At 73.3% G+C, this 17,205-nt stretch carries 15 protein-coding genes; 4 read left to right on the top strand and 11 right to left on the bottom strand.

The genetic code is table 11. From position 1 onward, the window contains the following. The first annotated feature begins 61 nt into the window (after positions 1-61). On the top strand, positions 62-1,981 hold the full coding sequence (locus AB5J73_RS40630; RefSeq protein WP_370964318.1) for a BTAD domain-containing putative transcriptional regulator: 1,920 nt from the start codon (positions 62-64) through the stop codon (positions 1,979-1,981). 213 nt (positions 1,982-2,194) lie between these two features. Here the strand turns inward: AB5J73_RS40630 and AB5J73_RS40635 are convergent, their stop codons facing one another. Genes AB5J73_RS40635 through AB5J73_RS40675 form a run of 9 tightly spaced genes read right to left on the bottom strand, consistent with a single transcriptional unit; the run spans position 2,195 to position 11,710 of the window. Then, on the bottom strand, positions 2,195-3,589 hold the full coding sequence (locus AB5J73_RS40635) for a hypothetical protein (RefSeq protein WP_370964319.1): 1,395 nt from the start codon (positions 3,587-3,589) through the stop codon (positions 2,195-2,197). A gap of 11 nt (positions 3,590-3,600) precedes the next feature. Further along, positions 3,601-4,515: a transporter substrate-binding domain-containing protein gene (locus tag AB5J73_RS40640; RefSeq protein WP_370964320.1), complete on the bottom strand. Its 915-nt coding sequence runs from the start codon at positions 4,513-4,515 to the stop codon at positions 3,601-3,603. 19 nt (positions 4,516-4,534) lie between these two features. Continuing rightward, a complete protein-coding gene (locus AB5J73_RS40645; protein WP_370964321.1) occupies positions 4,535-5,758 on the bottom strand; it encodes a 2-hydroxyacyl-CoA dehydratase in 1,224 nt (407 codons plus the stop codon). Continuing rightward, complete coding sequence (locus AB5J73_RS40650) at positions 5,755-6,771, bottom strand: 2-hydroxyacyl-CoA dehydratase (protein ID WP_370964322.1); 1,017 nt, start codon at positions 6,769-6,771, stop codon at positions 5,755-5,757. Before AB5J73_RS40650 ends, AB5J73_RS40645 begins: the two co-directional genes overlap by 4 nt. Then, positions 6,768-8,006, bottom strand: a complete 1,239-nt coding sequence (locus AB5J73_RS40655) for a CaiB/BaiF CoA transferase family protein (RefSeq protein ID WP_370964323.1) — start codon at positions 8,004-8,006, stop codon at positions 6,768-6,770. Before AB5J73_RS40655 ends, AB5J73_RS40650 begins: the two co-directional genes overlap by 4 nt. Beyond that, positions 8,003-9,142 carry a CapA family protein gene (locus tag AB5J73_RS40660; RefSeq protein WP_370964324.1) on the bottom strand — a complete coding sequence of 380 codons (1,140 nt, stop codon included), beginning with the start codon at positions 9,140-9,142 and terminating at the stop codon, positions 8,003-8,005. Before AB5J73_RS40660 ends, AB5J73_RS40655 begins: the two co-directional genes overlap by 4 nt. After that, positions 9,139-9,924, bottom strand: coding sequence for an amino acid ABC transporter ATP-binding protein (locus tag AB5J73_RS40665; protein ID WP_370964325.1), 786 nt, complete (start codon positions 9,922-9,924; stop codon positions 9,139-9,141). The genes AB5J73_RS40660 and AB5J73_RS40665 overlap by 4 nt, the downstream gene beginning before the upstream one ends. Beyond that, entirely contained in the window at positions 9,921-10,796 is an 876-nt protein-coding gene (locus AB5J73_RS40670; RefSeq protein ID WP_370964326.1) for an amino acid ABC transporter permease, read from the bottom strand. The genes AB5J73_RS40665 and AB5J73_RS40670 overlap by 4 nt, the downstream gene beginning before the upstream one ends. Further along, the gene (locus AB5J73_RS40675) at positions 10,793-11,710 is read right to left on the bottom strand and encodes a transporter substrate-binding domain-containing protein (RefSeq protein ID WP_370964327.1); all 918 of its coding nucleotides are present in this window, start codon (positions 11,708-11,710) and stop codon (positions 10,793-10,795) included. Before AB5J73_RS40675 ends, AB5J73_RS40670 begins: the two co-directional genes overlap by 4 nt. A gap of 119 nt (positions 11,711-11,829) precedes the next feature. Here AB5J73_RS40675 and AB5J73_RS40680 point away from each other — a divergent pair, with 119 nt between their 5' ends. After that, the gene (locus AB5J73_RS40680; RefSeq protein WP_370964328.1) at positions 11,830-12,843 is read left to right on the top strand and encodes a PaaX family transcriptional regulator C-terminal domain-containing protein; all 1,014 of its coding nucleotides are present in this window, start codon (positions 11,830-11,832) and stop codon (positions 12,841-12,843) included. A 137-nt stretch (positions 12,844-12,980) separates the two neighbouring features. Continuing rightward, the gene (locus AB5J73_RS40685) at positions 12,981-14,366 is read left to right on the top strand and encodes an endo-1,4-beta-xylanase (protein ID WP_370964329.1); all 1,386 of its coding nucleotides are present in this window, start codon (positions 12,981-12,983) and stop codon (positions 14,364-14,366) included. Between the two features lie 55 nt (positions 14,367-14,421). On the opposite strand, the gene AB5J73_RS40690 is transcribed toward AB5J73_RS40685, so the two are convergent. Both AB5J73_RS40690 and AB5J73_RS40695 read right to left on the bottom strand, forming a co-directional pair. Next, the gene (locus tag AB5J73_RS40690) at positions 14,422-15,411 is read right to left on the bottom strand and encodes an LLM class flavin-dependent oxidoreductase (RefSeq protein ID WP_370964330.1); all 990 of its coding nucleotides are present in this window, start codon (positions 15,409-15,411) and stop codon (positions 14,422-14,424) included. Positions 15,412-15,437: 26 nt separating this feature from the next. After that, positions 15,438-16,340: an SMP-30/gluconolactonase/LRE family protein gene (locus tag AB5J73_RS40695; protein ID WP_370964331.1), complete on the bottom strand. Its 903-nt coding sequence runs from the start codon at positions 16,338-16,340 to the stop codon at positions 15,438-15,440. Between the two features lie 92 nt (positions 16,341-16,432). On the opposite strand from AB5J73_RS40695, the gene AB5J73_RS40700 reads away from it, so the two are divergent. After that, complete coding sequence (locus tag AB5J73_RS40700; RefSeq protein ID WP_370964332.1) at positions 16,433-17,110, top strand: TetR/AcrR family transcriptional regulator; 678 nt, start codon at positions 16,433-16,435, stop codon at positions 17,108-17,110. Positions 17,111-17,205: the final 95 nt, after the last annotated feature.

Genomic DNA, 17,205 nt, shown 5'->3' on the forward strand with positions numbered 1-17,205 from the left:
CCGATCAGCAACCGATCAGCGCGGGCGGGCGCACCCCGCCGCCGGGCCCGATGATGGGGACATGCGAATCGACGTGCTCGGTGCCGTGCGGGCGCTCCGCGACGACGGCACTCCGGTCGAGCTGGGCGGCCCCCGCCACCGCGAGGTGCTGGCCCGGCTGGTCGCCGCCGAAGGCAGGCTGGTCACCACCGACACCCTCGTCGACGATCTGTGGCCCGAGCCGCCGGCCCGCGCGGTCGGGGCGTTGCGGACGTTCGTCGCCGCGCTGCGCCGCGCGCTCGAACCCGGCCGGCCGCCCCGCACCCCGCCCCGGGTGATCGTCACGGAAGGCCCCGGTTACGCGCTGCGGCTGCCCCGGGCGGACGTGGACGTCCACTGGTTCGAGGACGCGCTCGCCCGGACCCGGCGCGGCTCCGGCAACGTCACCGAGCTCAGCGCGGCCCTCGCGGCTTGGCGCGGGCCCGCCTACGCCGACGTGCCGGATTCCCCGTGGGCGCGGCGCGAGCGGAACCGGCTGGAGGAGCTGAGGCTGGCGGCGGTGGAACTGCGCGCCCGCACCATCCTGGACTCCGGGCAGGGCGCCGACCTCGTCGCCGAGCTCGGCGCCCACGTCGCCGCACACCCGTGGCGCGAGCCGGCCTGGGGCTTGCTGGCCCGCGCACTGCACCGCGAAGGCCGGCAAGCCGACGCACTGGCCACCCTCCGCCGCGCCCGCACGATGCTCGTCGACCAGCTCGGGCTCGACCCCGGGGCCGAGCTGCAACGGCTGGAGGCCGACATCCTCACCGGCGCACCGGCCGCGTGGACCGGCCCCGCTGTCCGGCTCGGCCCCCGCACCACCGTGGACCTGGCCCGCACGCTCGCGCTGGCGGGCGGCGACGCCCTGGTCCATTCCCGGCGCGACCGCCTCACCGCGATCCAGGCGGCGGAACGCACCGGCGATCGCCACCTGACGGCCCGGATCATCGGCGCCTACGACGTGCCCGCCATCTGGAGCCGCGCCGACGACCCCGAGCAGTCCCGCGCGGTCGTCGCGGCTGCCGAGCGGACGTTGCCCGGGCTCGGCCCCGCCGATCTCAGAGCCCGGCTCCTGGCCACGATCGCCGTCGAGAGCCGTACCGCCCACCTCTCCGAAGCCGAACTCGAGCGTGCACGGCAGGCCGCGCACCAGGCCGAGGCGCTGGCCCGGGAGCTGGCCGACCCCGCGCTGCTGGCGTTCGCGCTCAACGGCGTCTTCCTGCAGTCGTTCACCCGTCCCGGGCTCGCGGCCACGCGCGACGCGATCGGTGCCGAGCTGCTCGACCTGGCGACGAGGCACGAGCTGCCCAACTTCGCCGTGCTCGGCCGGCTCGTCCGCTTGCAGTCCGCCTCGGCCCGCGGCGACCTCGACACCGCGGCCGCGCACGCCACGGCGGCCGAACAGCTCGCCGCCACCACCGAAGCGCCCCTCGTCGCCGTCCTCACCGCGTGGTTCCGCGCCCGGGCGACGGCCGCCCGCAGCACCGAACCCGGCGGCCCGGCCGCCGCCACGGCCGCGGCGCAGTACCGCGCCGCCGAAGACGCGCTGCGGACGGCCGGGATGCCGGGGCTGCACCGCGGCCTGTTCGCGCTCGCGCTCCTGGGACTGCGCCTGCTGCACGACCGCGCCGCGCCCACCGACCCGCACCTCGACTGGGGCCCGTACCTGCCCTGGGCCCGCCCCCACCTGCTCCTCGCCCAAGACCGGGAAGCGGCGGCCCGCACCGCCCTCGCGGCCGTGCCGGAACCCCCGCACGACCACCTGCAGGAGGCGATGTGGTGCCTGACCGCCCGCGCCGCGGCCCGCCTCGGCGACCACGGAGCCGCCGCTCAGGCCGCGGCCGCCCTCCGGGACGCCCGCACCGAAGATGCCGGCGCCGCCAGCGGCCTGCTGACCCTGGGCCCGGTCGCTCCATACCTGGCCGAGGCCGAGGAATGCGCGGCCGCGGACCGCACCCGGTGACCCCGCCGCGCCGCCCTGCCGGCGACCCTGGTCAGGACCCCGGCCAGGTGACCGCGGGGTACATCCGGTTGAACCACGGCAACAGGTAAGGCAGGTACCGCCCCGGCACGCCGTCCGCACCGAACACGCCGGCGCCGCCAGCGGCCTGCTGCCCCTGGGCCCGGTGGCTCCATACCTGGCCGAGGCCGAGGAATGCGCGGCCGGCGACCCGCGTCAGGACCCCGGCCCGGCGACCGCGGGGTACATCCGGTTGAACCACGGCAACAGGTAAGGCAAGTACCGCCCCGGCACGCCGTCGACGGCCGCCGCCAGGTGGTTCATCGTCGGCGGCGCGGTGTCCGGCCAATGCCCGGTCCGCAGGCGCGTCAGCACCCGGTCGATCGCCGCCTGCTGCTCGCCCGTGGTGAAGGTGCAGTGCCCGGCCGTTTGCACGTACGTCTGCCGCAGCAGTGAAGCGTTTCCCGCCCGGCGGGCCAGCGTGCCGTACGACTGCTGCTGGGCGACGGTCGAGATCTGGTCGCCGGTGCCGTTGACGGTGAGCACCGGGATGCGCAGGTCGCCGGTGAACACGATGCCCCGCTCGAGGTACCGGACGGCGGCCGGATCGGCGGGTACCCGGGGTTCGGCCGCCAGCCGGCCGAGGTCGGCGCGCAGGTCGAGCCCCGCACGCGCGTACAGCCGGCGGACGGCGTCCTGCTGCTCCGGCGCGGCCAGCGCGAGCTGGCGCACGTAGTCGATCCCGATGTTCCACGACGGGTTCCCGCCTGCCAGCTGCTCGATCGCGCGGCGGCTGCTGACCGCCTGCCCGAGGTAGGGCAGCGGGCCGCCCGCGAGCGCCAGGTACATCCCCCGCTCGACGGCGTCGGCGTCGCGGGCGTCCGGGACCGGGGTCGGCGAGCCGTCGGCGGCCAGGCCCCAGCCCGGCAGCTGGCCGATCGCCGCCGCGAGCGCGATCCGCGCCCGGCCGCCCGCCGTCGCCTGGGCCGACGTCACCGCCGAAAGCCACCGCTGCTGGGTTCCGGGGACGTCGGCGGGGATGCCGGTCACCGGCAGGGCCGAGTCGCGGAACAGCAAGGTCTTCAGCGTGAACACCGTGTCCAGCTTCTGGTTCCACTGCCCCACCGAGCCGCCGAGGCCACCGCACATCGGGACGGCGGCGTCGAAGCGGTCCGGGTGCACCTGCGCGACCCCGGCAGCGACCATCCCGCCCATCGAGCGGCCTTCGGCGATCGCGTACCGGGCCCGGCCGAACGCGGTTTCGAAGCGGCCGAGGGCTTCGGCCTGGTTGTCGATGGCCCGCGCGATGTGCCAGCCGCTGACCGTGCGCGTGGTGCCGCCCACCGCGTACCCGCGCGCCACCAGGCTCGCGGTGAGCGCGCTCGGCAGGCCACCCGCGGCGAAGTCGAGGTCCACCAGCACGGCACCGTTCCACCGCACCGGTTCGGCGAACGAGTACGGCGTGCCGTCGGCGAGCTGCCCGCCGACGCACCTCGCGGCCGCGATCGGGGCCGAGCAGGGCTCACCGGCTTCCGCCGCGTGGGCGGTCGCCGGGATCCCGGCCGCCAGGACGGCGACCACGGCGAGCCGGAACCAGAATGCGCTGCGCACGAATCGCTCCTTCATCCTCGGGTGGCCGCGTTGAGCACCGGCTGCGGAACCGACACCTGGTTGAGCCCCCACCGGGACATGATCCCGACGTAGGTGCCGTCCTGGAAAAGCTCTTCGAACACCTGCTGCAGCACCGGGCCCAGCCCGGACGATTTGGGGACGTACAACGCCAGATCGTCTTTGGTCGCCCCCTGCGCCTCGGTCTGGGTGACGTACTTGTTCCCGCCTTGCCGCTGCGTGACGTCGATCGCCGCGGCCTCGGTCATCCCCGCCGCGTCCGCGCGGCCCGAGCGGGTGGCCAGCAGGGTGGCGTCGGTGTCGTCGAGGCCGACGGTCCGCGTCGCCGGGCGCTTGCTGTCCGTGCAGAACCGCGACAGCTTGCCCAGCTGGTCCTCGACCACGCTCGCGGTCACCACCGCGATGCGCTTGCCGCAGAGGTCTTCGACCCGCGCGATGCCGGCCGTCGAACCGGCGGGGAAGACGTAGGCGGTGCGGGTGGTCATCCAGGTGATCGTGTCGAACTGCTTCTCGCGCTCGGCGGTGGCCTTGACCGGGCCGTTGAACGCGTCGTACCGGTTGCCCAGCATGCCCTGGAGCGCGGCCGGGAGCCCGGCGACGACGATCGTCTGCGTCCGGACACCGAGCACCTGGCCGATCGCGGTCTGGAAGTCGGCGTCGATCCCGGTGACCGTCCCGTCCGGCGCGACCGTCCGGTAGGGCGGGTGGGAGTCACCGGCGAACCTGAGCACGCCGGCGTCCTTGACCGCCTGGGGCAGTGCGTCGTGCAAGGACTGCACCACTGGGAGGTTCGTGCCGGTGGCCAGGCCCGGCGAGCCGCCGTCCACCGTGCACCCGGCGGCGGCCAGCCCGAGAACGGCGGTCGCGAAGAGCGCGCTTCGGCTTCGCCGGCGAAGCGGGGATCGCATGGGACTCCTTTCCGGACGGTCAGGTCAACCCGTCGAGCCACGCGGTCATCCGCGCGGTCAGGTCGGCGCCCGTGCGGGCGTCGACGTTGTCGGCGTGCAGTTCGAGCACCGGGATGCCCGCGTCGCGCAGGGCGCGGGTGGTGAAGTAGCCGCCGCGGGCGTCGTCGGAGACCAGGTGCACCACGCCGTTCACGCCGTGGTGGCGGGCTTCCTTGACGTACCACTCCGCCGACCACGGCGGCGTGTAGAGCTGGTCGCCGAAGGCGGCGAAGCGGGCAGCCAGGGCGCGCAGCGGGTCGTCGCCGTAGCGCAGGTAGCCGTCCGCGGCGATGGCGAGGTACATCGACCACACGAACACCGCGCCGTGCGAACGCTGGAACCGCTGGTAGAACTCGAGGTCGAACCACAGCCCGCGGCCGATCCACATCAGCCGCAGCCGCTCGTCGGGGCAGACCGCGACACCGGCGTCGATCCGGTCGCGCACCTCGTCGTGGAACGCGCGCGCGGCGTCGCGGGCCCACTCGGTGCCGCGGTGCCACTGCGGCACCATGACGCTCGGGATGCCGTCGGTGACGGCGATCGGGCACGGCCGCGCGGCGGCGATCAGGTCGCGGGTGCGGCGGTTCCACTCCTGCTGCTCGTTGACCAGGTCCAGGACTTCGCGGAACCGGGTCTCGGAGAACACCCGGCCGGTGGTCTGCTCGAGGAACCGGATGAGCCCGGTCAGCTCGCCGGTCAGCAGGTCGAGGCGGTCGCTGCCGATGGCCTCCTCCCAGCGGTGCGGCATCAGCTCCCACCACCGCTCGGGGACCGCGTTCTCCGCCGCGCTCTCCAGCGGGTAGTAGGTGACGCCGGGCTGGGCGGCCCAGACGTCGAAGATCTTGCGGGACGCGTCGCCGGTCGTCTCGCCGAGCACGATCGACGGCGTCGGCAGCCCGCCCCAGGGTGCCCGGCCGGGATCGGTCTCGAACGCCGACGCCAGCGAAGTGGCGCTGTACTGCTCGATGTAGTCGGGGTAGCCGCGTTCGCGCAGCAGGCCGAGGTAGCGCTGGGTCTGGCGTTTCGCGGCGACGATCGACGCCCACCACTGGTTGACCACGTACGGGATGCCCATCGCGCGGAAGATCTCCTGGGGCGCGTCCGCGTTGACCAACGCCGGTGGCGTGCCCTCGGCGCGCAGCCGGGCGAACCACTCGCGTTGGTACGCGGTCGCCGTGGTCGCCGACGCCAGCCGGCTCGTCATGCCGCCGCCCCCGCCGGGAGCAACGCCGCGAGAGCGTCCTCGGTGAGTCCGCCGTACGGCTGGCGTTCCGCGAGAACCGCCCGCACCCCGGTCGCGGCCCGCTGTTCCGGGAAGTCCCACGGCGGCGCGTCGTCGTGGACCCGCGCGTAGGAGAACAGGACCTCCGCGCCGCACGCGCGGGCGGCCGCGGCGGTGTGCTCGGCGCGCTGCCCGATGGACGCGCGGGGCGCGGACGGGCCGTTGTACTGGTACCGCTCGGCCAGCGCGAGTTCCGTCGGTGCCGCGCAGGTGCGCGCGAACAGCAGCTCGCCCCAGTCGTGGTCCTCCCCCACGACGAGGAACCCGTTGCGCTCCAACGTTTCGTAGACGCCCGGGTGGTCGTGGGAGCTCCCGGTGAGGAACAGGCGCACCCCGTCGGCCTCGCGAGGGTCGGCGAGCACGCGATCGGCCAGCTCGATGGCGGCCGCGACCGGCACCCTGGTGGTCTCGGCGACGACCTCGAGGAACCGCGCGCCGCTCAGCCGGTTCGCCCGGCGCGACGCGGCGACGCGGGAGAGCGACCGCCGCAGGGTGTCGTGCGCGGTGATGGCCTCGGCGAGGTCGTCGTCGCCGATCGGCCGCCAGCGCCCGAGCCACTCGCGCAGCTGCGCGACCTTCGCGTGCACGTACCGGGTGGTCGTGTGGTGCGGCAGGTGCAGGACGTCCACCAGCCGCACCGGCGGCAGCCGCAGCTCCGGCTCGACGCGGTGTAGCTCCCGCAGCGCGTAGAACAGCCGCAACGACGCTTCGCAGTCCCGGGAGACGACGATGGCTTCGAGCGGTCCGTAGTCCCCGGCGAGGATCCGCGTCAGGATCGACCGGGCGACCGGGTCGACGCCTCGGCCGAGGTAGCGGTCGCCCGGCGTGTGGTCCTCGCCCGGCTGGCCGGTCAGCCGCAGCGGCAGCAGTCCCGCGGCGGTGATCAGCTCGACCGGGACGTCGGCACCGACGTACCCCACCGCCGGCGTGCTCAAATGACCGCCTCCGCGACCAGGTCCGCCAGCTGCTCTTCGGTGTAGCCGAGCAGTTCGCGGTAGACGTGCTCGTTGTGCTCCCCCAGCCCCGGCGCCGGCCGGTCGAGGGCGACGCGGGCGGCGGAGAACCGGATCGGCACGCCGGTCCCGGCCAGGTCGGCGACGTCGCCGTGCCGCGGGTGCCGCAGCGGCACCACCTCTTCGCGCGCCAGGACCAGCGGGTCCCGCACCGCGTCGCGCGGTTCACGGACCTCGGCGGCCGGTACGCCCTCGGCGGTGAACGCGGCGAGGACCTCCGCGAGCGGCCGCACCCGGCACCACTCGCGGATCAACCCGTGCAGCTCGTCGGCCGCGCGGACCCGCTGGTCCCGCGTCCGGTAGCGGTCGTCCTCGGCCAGCTCGGGCCGGCCGATCGCCCGCAGCACCCCGTGGGCGAAGGCGTCGGTCGGCGCGCAGAGGGCGAGATGACCGTCGAGCGCCGGCAGGATCCCGAACGGCGCCAGCCGCGGCACCATCGACCCGGTGCGCTGCGGCAGGCCGACCGCGTCGAAGGCGTCGAACGGCTCGCACGCGACCAGCGACGTCAGCGCGCCGAGCATCGACACGTCCACGTGCTGGCCCTCGCCGGTGTGCTCGGCCTGCAACAGCGCCGAAACCGTGCCGACCACGGCGAACAGCGGCGCCAGCAGGTCGCCGATCGGGAGCCCGAACCGGACCGGGCCCTCGTCGGGTTCGCCGGCGGTCAGCATCACGCCGCTGAGCGCCTGGATGATCGAGTCCATGGCCTTGCCCGACCCGGGGCCGCCCTGGGCGCCGAACCCGCTGATCGAGGTGTAGACGAGCCGCGGGTTGAGCTCCCGGACCTGCGCGTAGGAGATGCCCAGCCGGTCGGTGACGCCCGGGCTGTAGTTCTCGACGAGCACGTCGGCGTCGCGGACGAGGTCGGTGAACACCGCGCGGGACCGCGGGTTCTTCAGGTCGAGGGTGACGCTGAGCTTGTTGCGGCCGCGCAGCAGCATCGACACCGACAGGTCGTCGTCGTGCCGGCGGGCGAGGTTCAGCCCGTCGCGGCCGACGTAGGGCGCGTTGTTGCGGGACGAATCCCCGCCGGTCGCCGGGTTTTCGACCTTGATCACGGTCGCGCCCAGCCCGGCGAGCAGCAGGGTCGCGTACGGCCCGGCGAGCGCGGTGGTCAGGTCGATGACGGTGCGGCCGGCCAGTGGCTGGTCGGTCATGCGGGAACCCCCTCGGAGAGAGCGACGAGCACTTCGGTGCCGCGGGTGGTGAACCGGCCGTTGAGGTTCGCGCCGCGGGTGATGTCCTCGACGTACTTCGCCACGGCCTCGCCTTCCGGTGTACCGCCGACCGGCACCGGACGGCCCTGGTCGTCGATCCGGCAGGGGACGAAGCCCGCTTCGCGCAGCCCGGTCTCGTCGAAGCGGCAGAAGGCGATGGCGGTGTTGCGGCTTTCGGGGTGGAACGGGAAGAACGGCATGTCCGGGTCGGGCGCGAAGCCGTACAGCTGCGTCCGGCGCTCGGCCCACGCGCGCAGCTCGTCCGCGCCGACACCGGCGCCCGGGGTCAGGGCGTGGGTGACGGTGGCGAAGTTGCCGAGGCCGTGGAAGATCGGCCGTCCTCTGTGGACCTCGATGCCGCGCATGATGTGCGGGTGGTGGGAGAACACCGCGTCGGCGCCGGCGTCGACCGCCGCGCGGGCGACCGGGCTCTCGTACATCGCGACCGCGACAGGGGTGTGGCCGACGCCCTTGTGCAGCGAGACGAGCACGACGTCGGCCTCGGCGCGCAGGCGGCGCACGTCGTCGGCCATCGCGTCCAGGCTGTCCGGGTCGGCGAAGGTGTAGATCTTCGGCGGGCCGCCCGGACTCGCGTGGTCGAGCTCGTAGTGGGTGAGGACGTGCACGTACGCGCAGCCGGGTTTGCGGGAGGTGGCCCAGGATTCGCGCGGGCCGACGCAGTTGTACGACAGGACGCCGATGCGCAGGCCGCCGCGCTCCACCATCGCCGGGCGCCGGGCCTCGGCCAGGTTGGCCCCGGCGCCGGCCGTCGCCATGCCCGCCTCGCGCGAGTAGGCGATGGTGTCGGCCAGACCCCCGTCCCCGGCGTCGAGGACGTGGTTGCCCGCGAGCGTGACGACCTCGAACCCGGCCCCGGCCACCGCTTTCAGCGCCGCGGGGTCCGCCGGTGGCGCGGGGACGTCGGTGCTGTGCTGGACCGCGGTGGTCGAATGCGGGACTTCGACGTGCCCGATCGCCAGGTCCATCGCCCGCAGCACCGGCGCGGCCGGGGCGAGAAAGAACTCCGGGTCGGGCTCGTCCAGGATGAGGTCGCCGACGGCGCCGACAGTGATCACGAGACACCCTCCTTTTCGGACAGATGGCGGGACAGGAAGGCGCGCAGCCGGTCGGTCCGCGGCCGGGTGAACAGCTCGGCCGGCGGGCCCTCCTCGACGATCCGGCCCGCTTCCATGAAAACGCACCGATCGGCCACCTCGCGCGCGAACGCCATCTCGTGGGTGACCACGACCATCGTGGTGCCCGCGGCGGCGAGGCCGCGGAGCACGGCCAGCACCTCGTCGACCAGCTCCGGGTCGAGGGCACTGGTCGGCTCGTCGAACAGCATGATCCGGGGCCGGACCAGGACGGCACGGGCGATGGCGACCCGCTGCTGCTGCCCGCCCGAGAGCTGCCGCGGGTAGTGGTCCTCCCGGCCGGCCAGGCCGATGCGCTCGAGCAGCTCCCGCGCCTCCCGCTCCACTGTGGACCGATCGCGGCCGTGGACGCGGATCGCCGCGTCGGTCACGTTGCGCAGCACGGTGAACTGCGGGAACAGGTTGAACTGCTGGAAGACCATGCTCATCCGGCGCCGCTGGGCGGCGATCCGGCGCTCGGTCAGCGGGCGCAGGCCGGCCGGCGAGCGGCGGTGGCCGAGCAGCTCGCCGTCGAGGTACATCGCGCCGCCGTCGATCGGCTCGAGCTGGTGGGCGCAGCGCACGAGCGTCGACTTGCCCGATCCCGACGGCCCGATCACCACCACCGCCTCCCCCTCGTGCACGTCGAGGCTGACCCCGGCCAGCGCGGTCACCGCGCCGAACTCCTTGCGGACGTCGCTGATCCGCAGCACCGGCGCGCTCATCGGGCGCTCCGGTGGCCGCGCGAGAACCGGCGTTCCAGCCGGCGTTGCCCGGCGGTCAGGAGGGTGACCACGACCAGGTACCAGAAGCAGGCCACCAGCAGCATCGGCACGATCTCGTAGGTGCGGTTGTAGATCACCTGCACCGAGTGCAGCAGGTCCGACATCGCGATCACCGACACGAGCGCGGTGCCCTTGAGCACGTTGATGAACTGGCTGCCCGCGGGCGGGATGATCACCCGCATCGCCTGCGGCAGCACGATCCTCAGCAGCGTCTGGCCCGGCGGGTAGCCCATCGCGCGGGCCGCGTCGCGCTGGCCGGGGTCGACCGACGACACCCCGGCGCGGAAGATTTCCGCCAGGTAGGCCGACTCCACGAGCGACAGGCCGATCACCGCGGCGGTCAGCGGCGTGATCACGGTGTTGGCGTCCCACGTCCCGAAGACCGGGCCGAAGGGGATCCCGACCGACAATTCGGGGAGCAGGTAGGCGAGGTTGAACCAGAAGATCAGCTGCACCAGCGGCGGGATGCCGCGGAAGAGCCCCACCCACAGCGTCGCCACCCACCGGGCGGGCCCGAACCCGCTCAGCTGCATCGCCGCGACCACGCCACCGGCCAGCGACCCGAGCACCATCGCGGCGACCGCGAGCAGCACCGTGGTGCCCAGGCCCGCCATGACGCTCTTCTCGAAGAGGTACTTCGCCACGACGTCCCACTGGAACCGGGAGTTGCCGGCCAGGAAGACGGCCAGCTGCGCGGCCAGCACCGCCAGCACGAGCACGAACAGCCAGCGCAGCGGGCGGAAGCGGCCGCGGGCCCCGGCGACGTCGTCGCGGGCCGGTGCCGTCTCCTCCACAGTGGACACAGCGGTCATTTCGCCGACGCCGCGTCGAACAGCGGCTGCGGGACCGTGACGTCGTCGAGGCCCCACTGCTTCATGATCCGGGCGTAGGTGCCGTTGCGGAACAGCTCCTCGAACGCCTTCTGCAGCACCGGGCCGAGCTTGCCGGACTTCGGCGTGTAGAGCGCGAGGTTGTCCTTCGTGGCGCCCTGCTCCTCGGTCTGGGTCACGTACTCGTACTGCCCCTTCTGCTGGGTGGTCACGTCGATCGCCGCGGCCTGCGTCATGCCGGCGGCTTCGGCGCGGCCGGACTTCGCGGCCAGCAGGGTGGCGTTCGTGTCGTCGAGCCCGACCACCTGCACGGCCGGGCGCCGCTGCTTCTCGCAGTACGCCGACAGCTTGGCGAGCTGGTCCTCCACGACGCTCGCGGTGACCACCGCGACGCGCTTGCCGCAGAGGTCGGCGGTCTGCTTGATGCCCGCGGCGGAGCCTTCGGGGATCACGTAGGAGGTGCGAGTGGTCATCCAGGTGACGGTGTCGAACTGTTTCTCGCGCTCGGCGGTGGCCTTGACCGGTCCGTTGAAGGCCTCGTAGCGGCCGCTGAGCATGCCCTGCAGCGCGGCCGGCAGACCGCTGACGATCGTGGTTTCCGTGCGCACGCCCAAGAGCTGGCCGAGCGCATGCTGGAAGTCGTGGTCGATGCCGGTCACCGTCTTGCCGTCCGGGCCGACGGTGCGGTACGGCGGGTGCGAGTCACCGGCGAAGCGGAGGACGCCGGAGTCCTTGACCGCCGGCGGCAGCTGGTCGTGCAGCGCCTGGTCGGCCGTGAGCGCCGCCGCCGAGGGGGCGGAGGCCGCGCCGTCGTCGACCGTGCACCCGGCCAGCGCGAGTCCCGCGGCGACCGCGGCGAGCGTGCTTCGACGCCATTGACGAAGTGAGAAACCCATGTCGGTTACTTCCTGCGGAAGGCAATAGGTTGCTGATCGGGTGCCGATCGTCGCATGATGTGTCGCGTGATTCAACCCCTCGCTGCACCCGGCCGCACCGCACTGACACCATGGAGTCCATGGACACCCGCAGTGGGCGCGCGATGACAGCGACGTCCTCGGGCCCGCTGCCCCGCGCACAGCAGGGCGCCGAACCCCAGCTGCTGCTGACGTCGCTGCTCGGCGACTTCTGGTACTGGCGCGACGAGCACATCCCCTCGGCGGCACTGGTGGAGCTGCTCGGCGAGTTCGACATCAGCCCGGCGAGCGCGCGGGCGGCGATCCGCCGCCTGGCCGCCCGCGGCCTGCTGACCGTCTCGCGCAGCGGCCGGACGACGGCGTACGGCATCCCCGCCCGCACGTCCGAGGTGATCATCGAGCGCACGCACCGGATGCTGACCTTCGGCACGACCGCGCCCGAGTGGGACGGGCGGTGGACCGTGGTCACCTTCTCCGTGCCGGAGCAGGAGCGCGGGCTGCGCACCGCGCTCCGGTCGCGGCTGCGGGTCCTGCGCTTCGCCGCGCTCTACGACGGGGTGTGGATCAGCCCGCACGACCTCGCCGGCCCGGCGCTGCAGGCCCTGGACGAACTCGGCCTCCGCAGCGCGACGGTCTTCCGCGCCACCGAGGTCCCCGGACCGGCCGCGGCGGTCGCGGCCTTCGACCTCGACCCGCTGGCCCGGGAGTACGGGCAGTTCGTCGAGCGCTACGAACAGGTGCTCACCGGTCTGGACGCCGGCCTGATCAGCCCGGCGCAGGCGTTGCGCACCCGCACCGAGCTGCGCGTGGACTGGCGCCGGTTCCCCGAGTCCGACCCCGACCTGCCCGCCGAACTGCTGCCCGCCGACTGGGCGCGCGACCGGGCGCAGAAGGTGTTCCTCCAGATCTACGACCGGCTCGGCCCGCTGGCCGAGCTCCGGTTCCGCCAGGTGCTGGCCGCCACCGACCCCGCGCTGGCCGAACTCGCGTCCCACCACGACTCGGTCAAGGTGGCCGCGTTGTTCGCCGGCCTCGGCGACCGCCACCCGGCGGGCGACACGCCGTTCGAGCAAGCGGCCGAGGCGCGCCGCCTGGACGACGCGCGGCACCGCTAAGGGCGGCACTTCCGGAGTCGCCCGCACGGGCACCTGGCCCGAAACTCGGCCGAAACTCTTTGCGGACCGGCGATCCGCCGTGTTGTCCTGCTGACGGTAAGCAACATCATCGACGCGTGCCGTGAAGGAGACCACCGATGGCAAGAAGTTCGCCGGGCCCGCGCAGCAGGTGGTGGCGGTCGCCCGCCACCCGGGCACTCGCCGGAGTGGCCACCGTGGCCGCCACGGCCGCCGTCCTGGTGTCGGCGCCGGGCGCCGACGCCGCGGCCGGCACCCTGGGCGCCGCGGCCGCGCAGTCCGGCCGGTACTTCGGCACCGCGATCGCCGCGGGCAAGCTCGGGAACTCGGCGTACACCACGATCGCCGCGCGCGAGTTCACCATGGTGACGCCCGAAAACGAGATGAAGCCCGACGCGACCGAGCCCAACCAGAACCAGTTCAACTTCTCCTCGGGCGACCAGATCTACAACTGGGCGGTGAGCCACGGCGCCCAGGTCCGCGGGCACACCCTGGCCTGGCACGCGCAGCAGCCGGGCTGGATGCAGAACATGGGCGGCAGTTCCCTCCGCAACGCGATGATCAACCACATCCAGAAGGTGATGGCGCACTACCAAGGCAAGCTCGCCTACTGGGACGTGGTCAACGAAGCCTTCAACGAAGACGGCAGCCGCCGTTCGTCGAACCTGCAGAGCACCGGCAACGACTGGATCGAGGTCGCGTTCAAGACCGCGCGCGCGGCCGACCCGTCGACCAAGCTCTGCTACAACGACTACAACATCGACAACTGGAGCTACGGCAAGACCCAGGGCGTGTACAACATGGTGCGGGACTTCAAGTCCCGCGGCGTGCCGATCGACTGCGTCGGCCTGCAGGCCCACTTCACCGGCGGCAGTTCCGTCCCGGGCAACCTCCAGACGACGATCTCCAGCTTCGCGGCGCTCGGCGTCGACGTCGCGCTCACCGAGGTCGACGTCACGAACGCGTCGACGTCGCAGTACGCGGCACTGACGCAGGCGTGCATGAACGTCGCGCGCTGCGTGGGTATCACCGTGTGGGGCGTGCGAGACAGCGATTCCTGGCGCTCCAGCGAAAGTCCCCTGCTGTTCGACGGCAACGGGAACAAGAAGGCCGCCTACAACTCGGTGCTCAACGTCCTGAATTCCGGCGGCGGGACGACCACGACCCCCACCACCACCCCGACCGGCCCCACGACCACCCCGACGGGCCCCACGACGACGCCGACCACACCGGGCGGCGGCAGTTGCACCGCGGCGCTGTCGGCCGGGCAGTCCTGGGGTGACCGGTACAACCTCAACGTCTCGGTGAGCGGGTCGAGTTCGTGGACGGTCACGATGAACGTGCCCAGCCCCGAGCGGATCAGCGCCACCTGGAACGTCAACGCGACGTGGCCCAGCAGCCAGGTCCTCGTCGCGACGCCCAACGGAAGCGGCAACAACTGGGGCGTCACCATCATGGCGAACGGGAACTGGAACTGGCCGAGCGTCAGCTGCAGCGCCTCCTGAGCCACGGCACACCGGTACCGGTCCGCTCGCGAACCGCCGTTCGCGAGCGGGCCGGTCAGGCCGTGGCGGCGTCGAAGAACCGCTCGAGCTCGCCCCGGGTGTCGGGTCCGGTCGGCTGGAACACGATCTCGGTGACGCCCCGGGCGGCGACCTCGGCCAGCCGCTCCCGGACCTCCTCGCGGGTGCCGGTCATCGTCACGTCCCGCAGCATCGCGTGGCCGCCGGCTCGCCAGGCGGCCTGGTCGGCCTCGCCGAGCTCCACGCAGTGCCCGCGGTGGACCGCGAGGTGGCGCTGCTCCGGCGGCGTCCGCTCGACCACCGCGAGCCACTCCGCGCCGCCGGGGAGTTCGCGCACGGCGGCGGGGCCGCCGAACTCGTACGCGCCGTGGTAGGCCAGTGCCCACCCGGGCCCGGCGGCCTGCCGCGCGTGCTCGGTGCCGGTCTGCTCCCCCTCGTCGAGCACGGTGCCCCAGACGAGGTAGGGCACCCACGGGTATTCGGTCGCGAACCCGGGCAGCTGCAGCGTCACGTACAGCCCGTCGCCGAGTTCCTTGGCCACCCGGTGCCCCTTCGGCCCCAGCGCCCCGATCAGGACCGGGACGTCGACGGGCCGGGCGGGAGCGTGGCCGTCGGGGTGCAGCATCCGCATCCGCGCCCCTTCCCACTCGACGACGTCGCCGCGCAGGAGCCCGCGGTACGCCCGGATGTAGGACTCCATGTAGGACCAGGTGATCGCGCGGTACCCCATGGCGCGGCGGCCGGTGAACCCGGTGCCGAAGGAGACCGCGACGCGGCCCGGCGCCAGCGCGGCGAGGGTGGCGGTCGCCGCGGCGTTCACCATCGGGTGCCGGAGGCTGGGCACCAGCACGCCGGGGCCGAGGCCGATCCGGTCGGTCCGCTCGGCGGCCAGCGCGAGGGTCATCCACACATCGGGGCTCTGCTGCGGGGTGTCGTAGACCCACGCCCGCGCGTAGCCCAGTTCTTCGGCCACGGCGATGTGGTCCGGGGAGTCCAGCGCGGTCGGGAAAGCGCAGGAGACGTCCATGCGGGCCCTCCGTTCACTCGTCGGGGTCAGGGCAGGCCCGCGTGCGGGACCTCGACCCGGACCGCGAGCAGCTGCGCTTCGCGGACCGGACGGCGTTCGTGCTCGGCGAAGGACGGCGCCGCGCACAGGAAGAGCGTCCGCCCGTCGTCGCCGCCGAGCATGCAGGCGAAGACCCCGGTGCCGGCGTCGATCTCGTCGAGGATCCGGCCGCCCTCTTCGACCCGCAGGACGCGGTTGTGGACGGCGTCCGCCACCCAGATCGCACCCTCGGCGTCGGCGCAGATGCCGTCGGGTGCCACCTCGAGGCGCTGCACCGCCTCGCCGACGTCCTCGGTCCGCGGGGGCTGCCCGAACTGCGCCCACACGCGCCGCCCGGTCAGCTCGCCGTCTTCGCCGATGTCGAAGGCGGTCAGGCGCCCGGCGAAGGTCTCGGCGACGACCAGCACGCCACCGGGCAGGATCACCATGCCGTTGGGGAAACCGAGGTCCTCGGCGGCGACAGCCACGCTGCCGTCCGGGTCGACGCGCGTGAGCGTGGTGTAGCGCAGCGGCGCGCCGCCCATGAGGTCGAAGCCGAAGTTGCCCACCCAGGCGCGGCCGCGGTCGTCGACGACCATGTCGTTGAGCACCCCGGACACCACGCCGGACAGGTCGGCGTGCTCCGTGAGCTTCCCCGGCTCGTCGCGCACGAGCAGCCGGTGGTCGCGCATGGACACCACGAGCAGGCGGCCGTCGGGCAGGAACCCGAGGCCCGAGGGCTGACCGGGGACCTCGGCGACGTCCTCGGCGCCACCGCGGTCGTCGATCGCCACGACCTTCTCGGTGTAGAAATCCGACACCCACAGCCGGCCGGCGTGCCACCTGGGGCACTCGAGGTAGGAGAAGCCCTCGGCGACGACGGTCGGCTGCTTGGACGCGGTGTGCCCCATCGCGGCTCTCCTCGGTCTCCGTCGACTAACTGAGCGCACAGTTACCATGACTCCGGCGCCGAGAGGTGTCAAGTGCGGAGGGGAGAGCGGGGATGTCAGGGAAAGAACGCCGCCGCGGCGGCGGCCGGCACCCGGCGGCGGCCGGGCTCACGACCAAGCTCGGGCCCGAAGCCGTCCCGGACGGGTTCTGGGGGGCGGACACCGCCCCGGTGGCCCGCGCGTTGCTGTCCTCGGCCGTGCAGTGCTTCGCCCGCACGGGTTTCCACGCCACCACGACCCGCGACATCACCGCCGTCATCGGCTTGAGTCCCGGTTCGCTCTACGTGCACTTCGCTTCCAAAGAGGCCGTGCTGTTCCACATCGCCCGGACCGGGCACGAGCGCGCGCTCGCGGCCCTGACCGCCCAGCCCGGTACCGGCGATCCCCGGGCGCACATCCGGCGGCTGGTGGCCGCGCACGTGTCGTGGCACGCCCGCCACCACACCGTGGCAAGGGTGTGCCAGTACGAACTGGCGGCGCTCGAGCCCGGGCACCTGGCGGAGGTCCTCGACCTCCGGCAGCGGTTCTCCGCGGTCGTGCGGACCACCGTGGAACGCGGCGCCCGCGAAGGCGTCTTCGACGTGCCCGACATCGACCGGGCGGTGCGCGCGATCCTGTCGCTCGGCATCGACCTGGTGCGCTGGTACCGCCTCGACGGCGCGGACTCGCCCGAGGCGCTCGGCGAGTCCTACGCCGAGCTGGCCGCCAGGATGCTGGGCACCCCGTCCTGACCTGCGGCGACGCACTACTCTTCGGGGGTATACACGCAAGGTATACGCCTCGGGTATAGTGATCGTCAGCCCCGGGGGTTCCGGGGTTCGAGGAG

The organism is Amycolatopsis sp. cg9 (assembly GCF_041346945.1).
Classification (GTDB): Bacteria; Actinomycetota; Actinomycetes; order Mycobacteriales; family Pseudonocardiaceae; genus Amycolatopsis.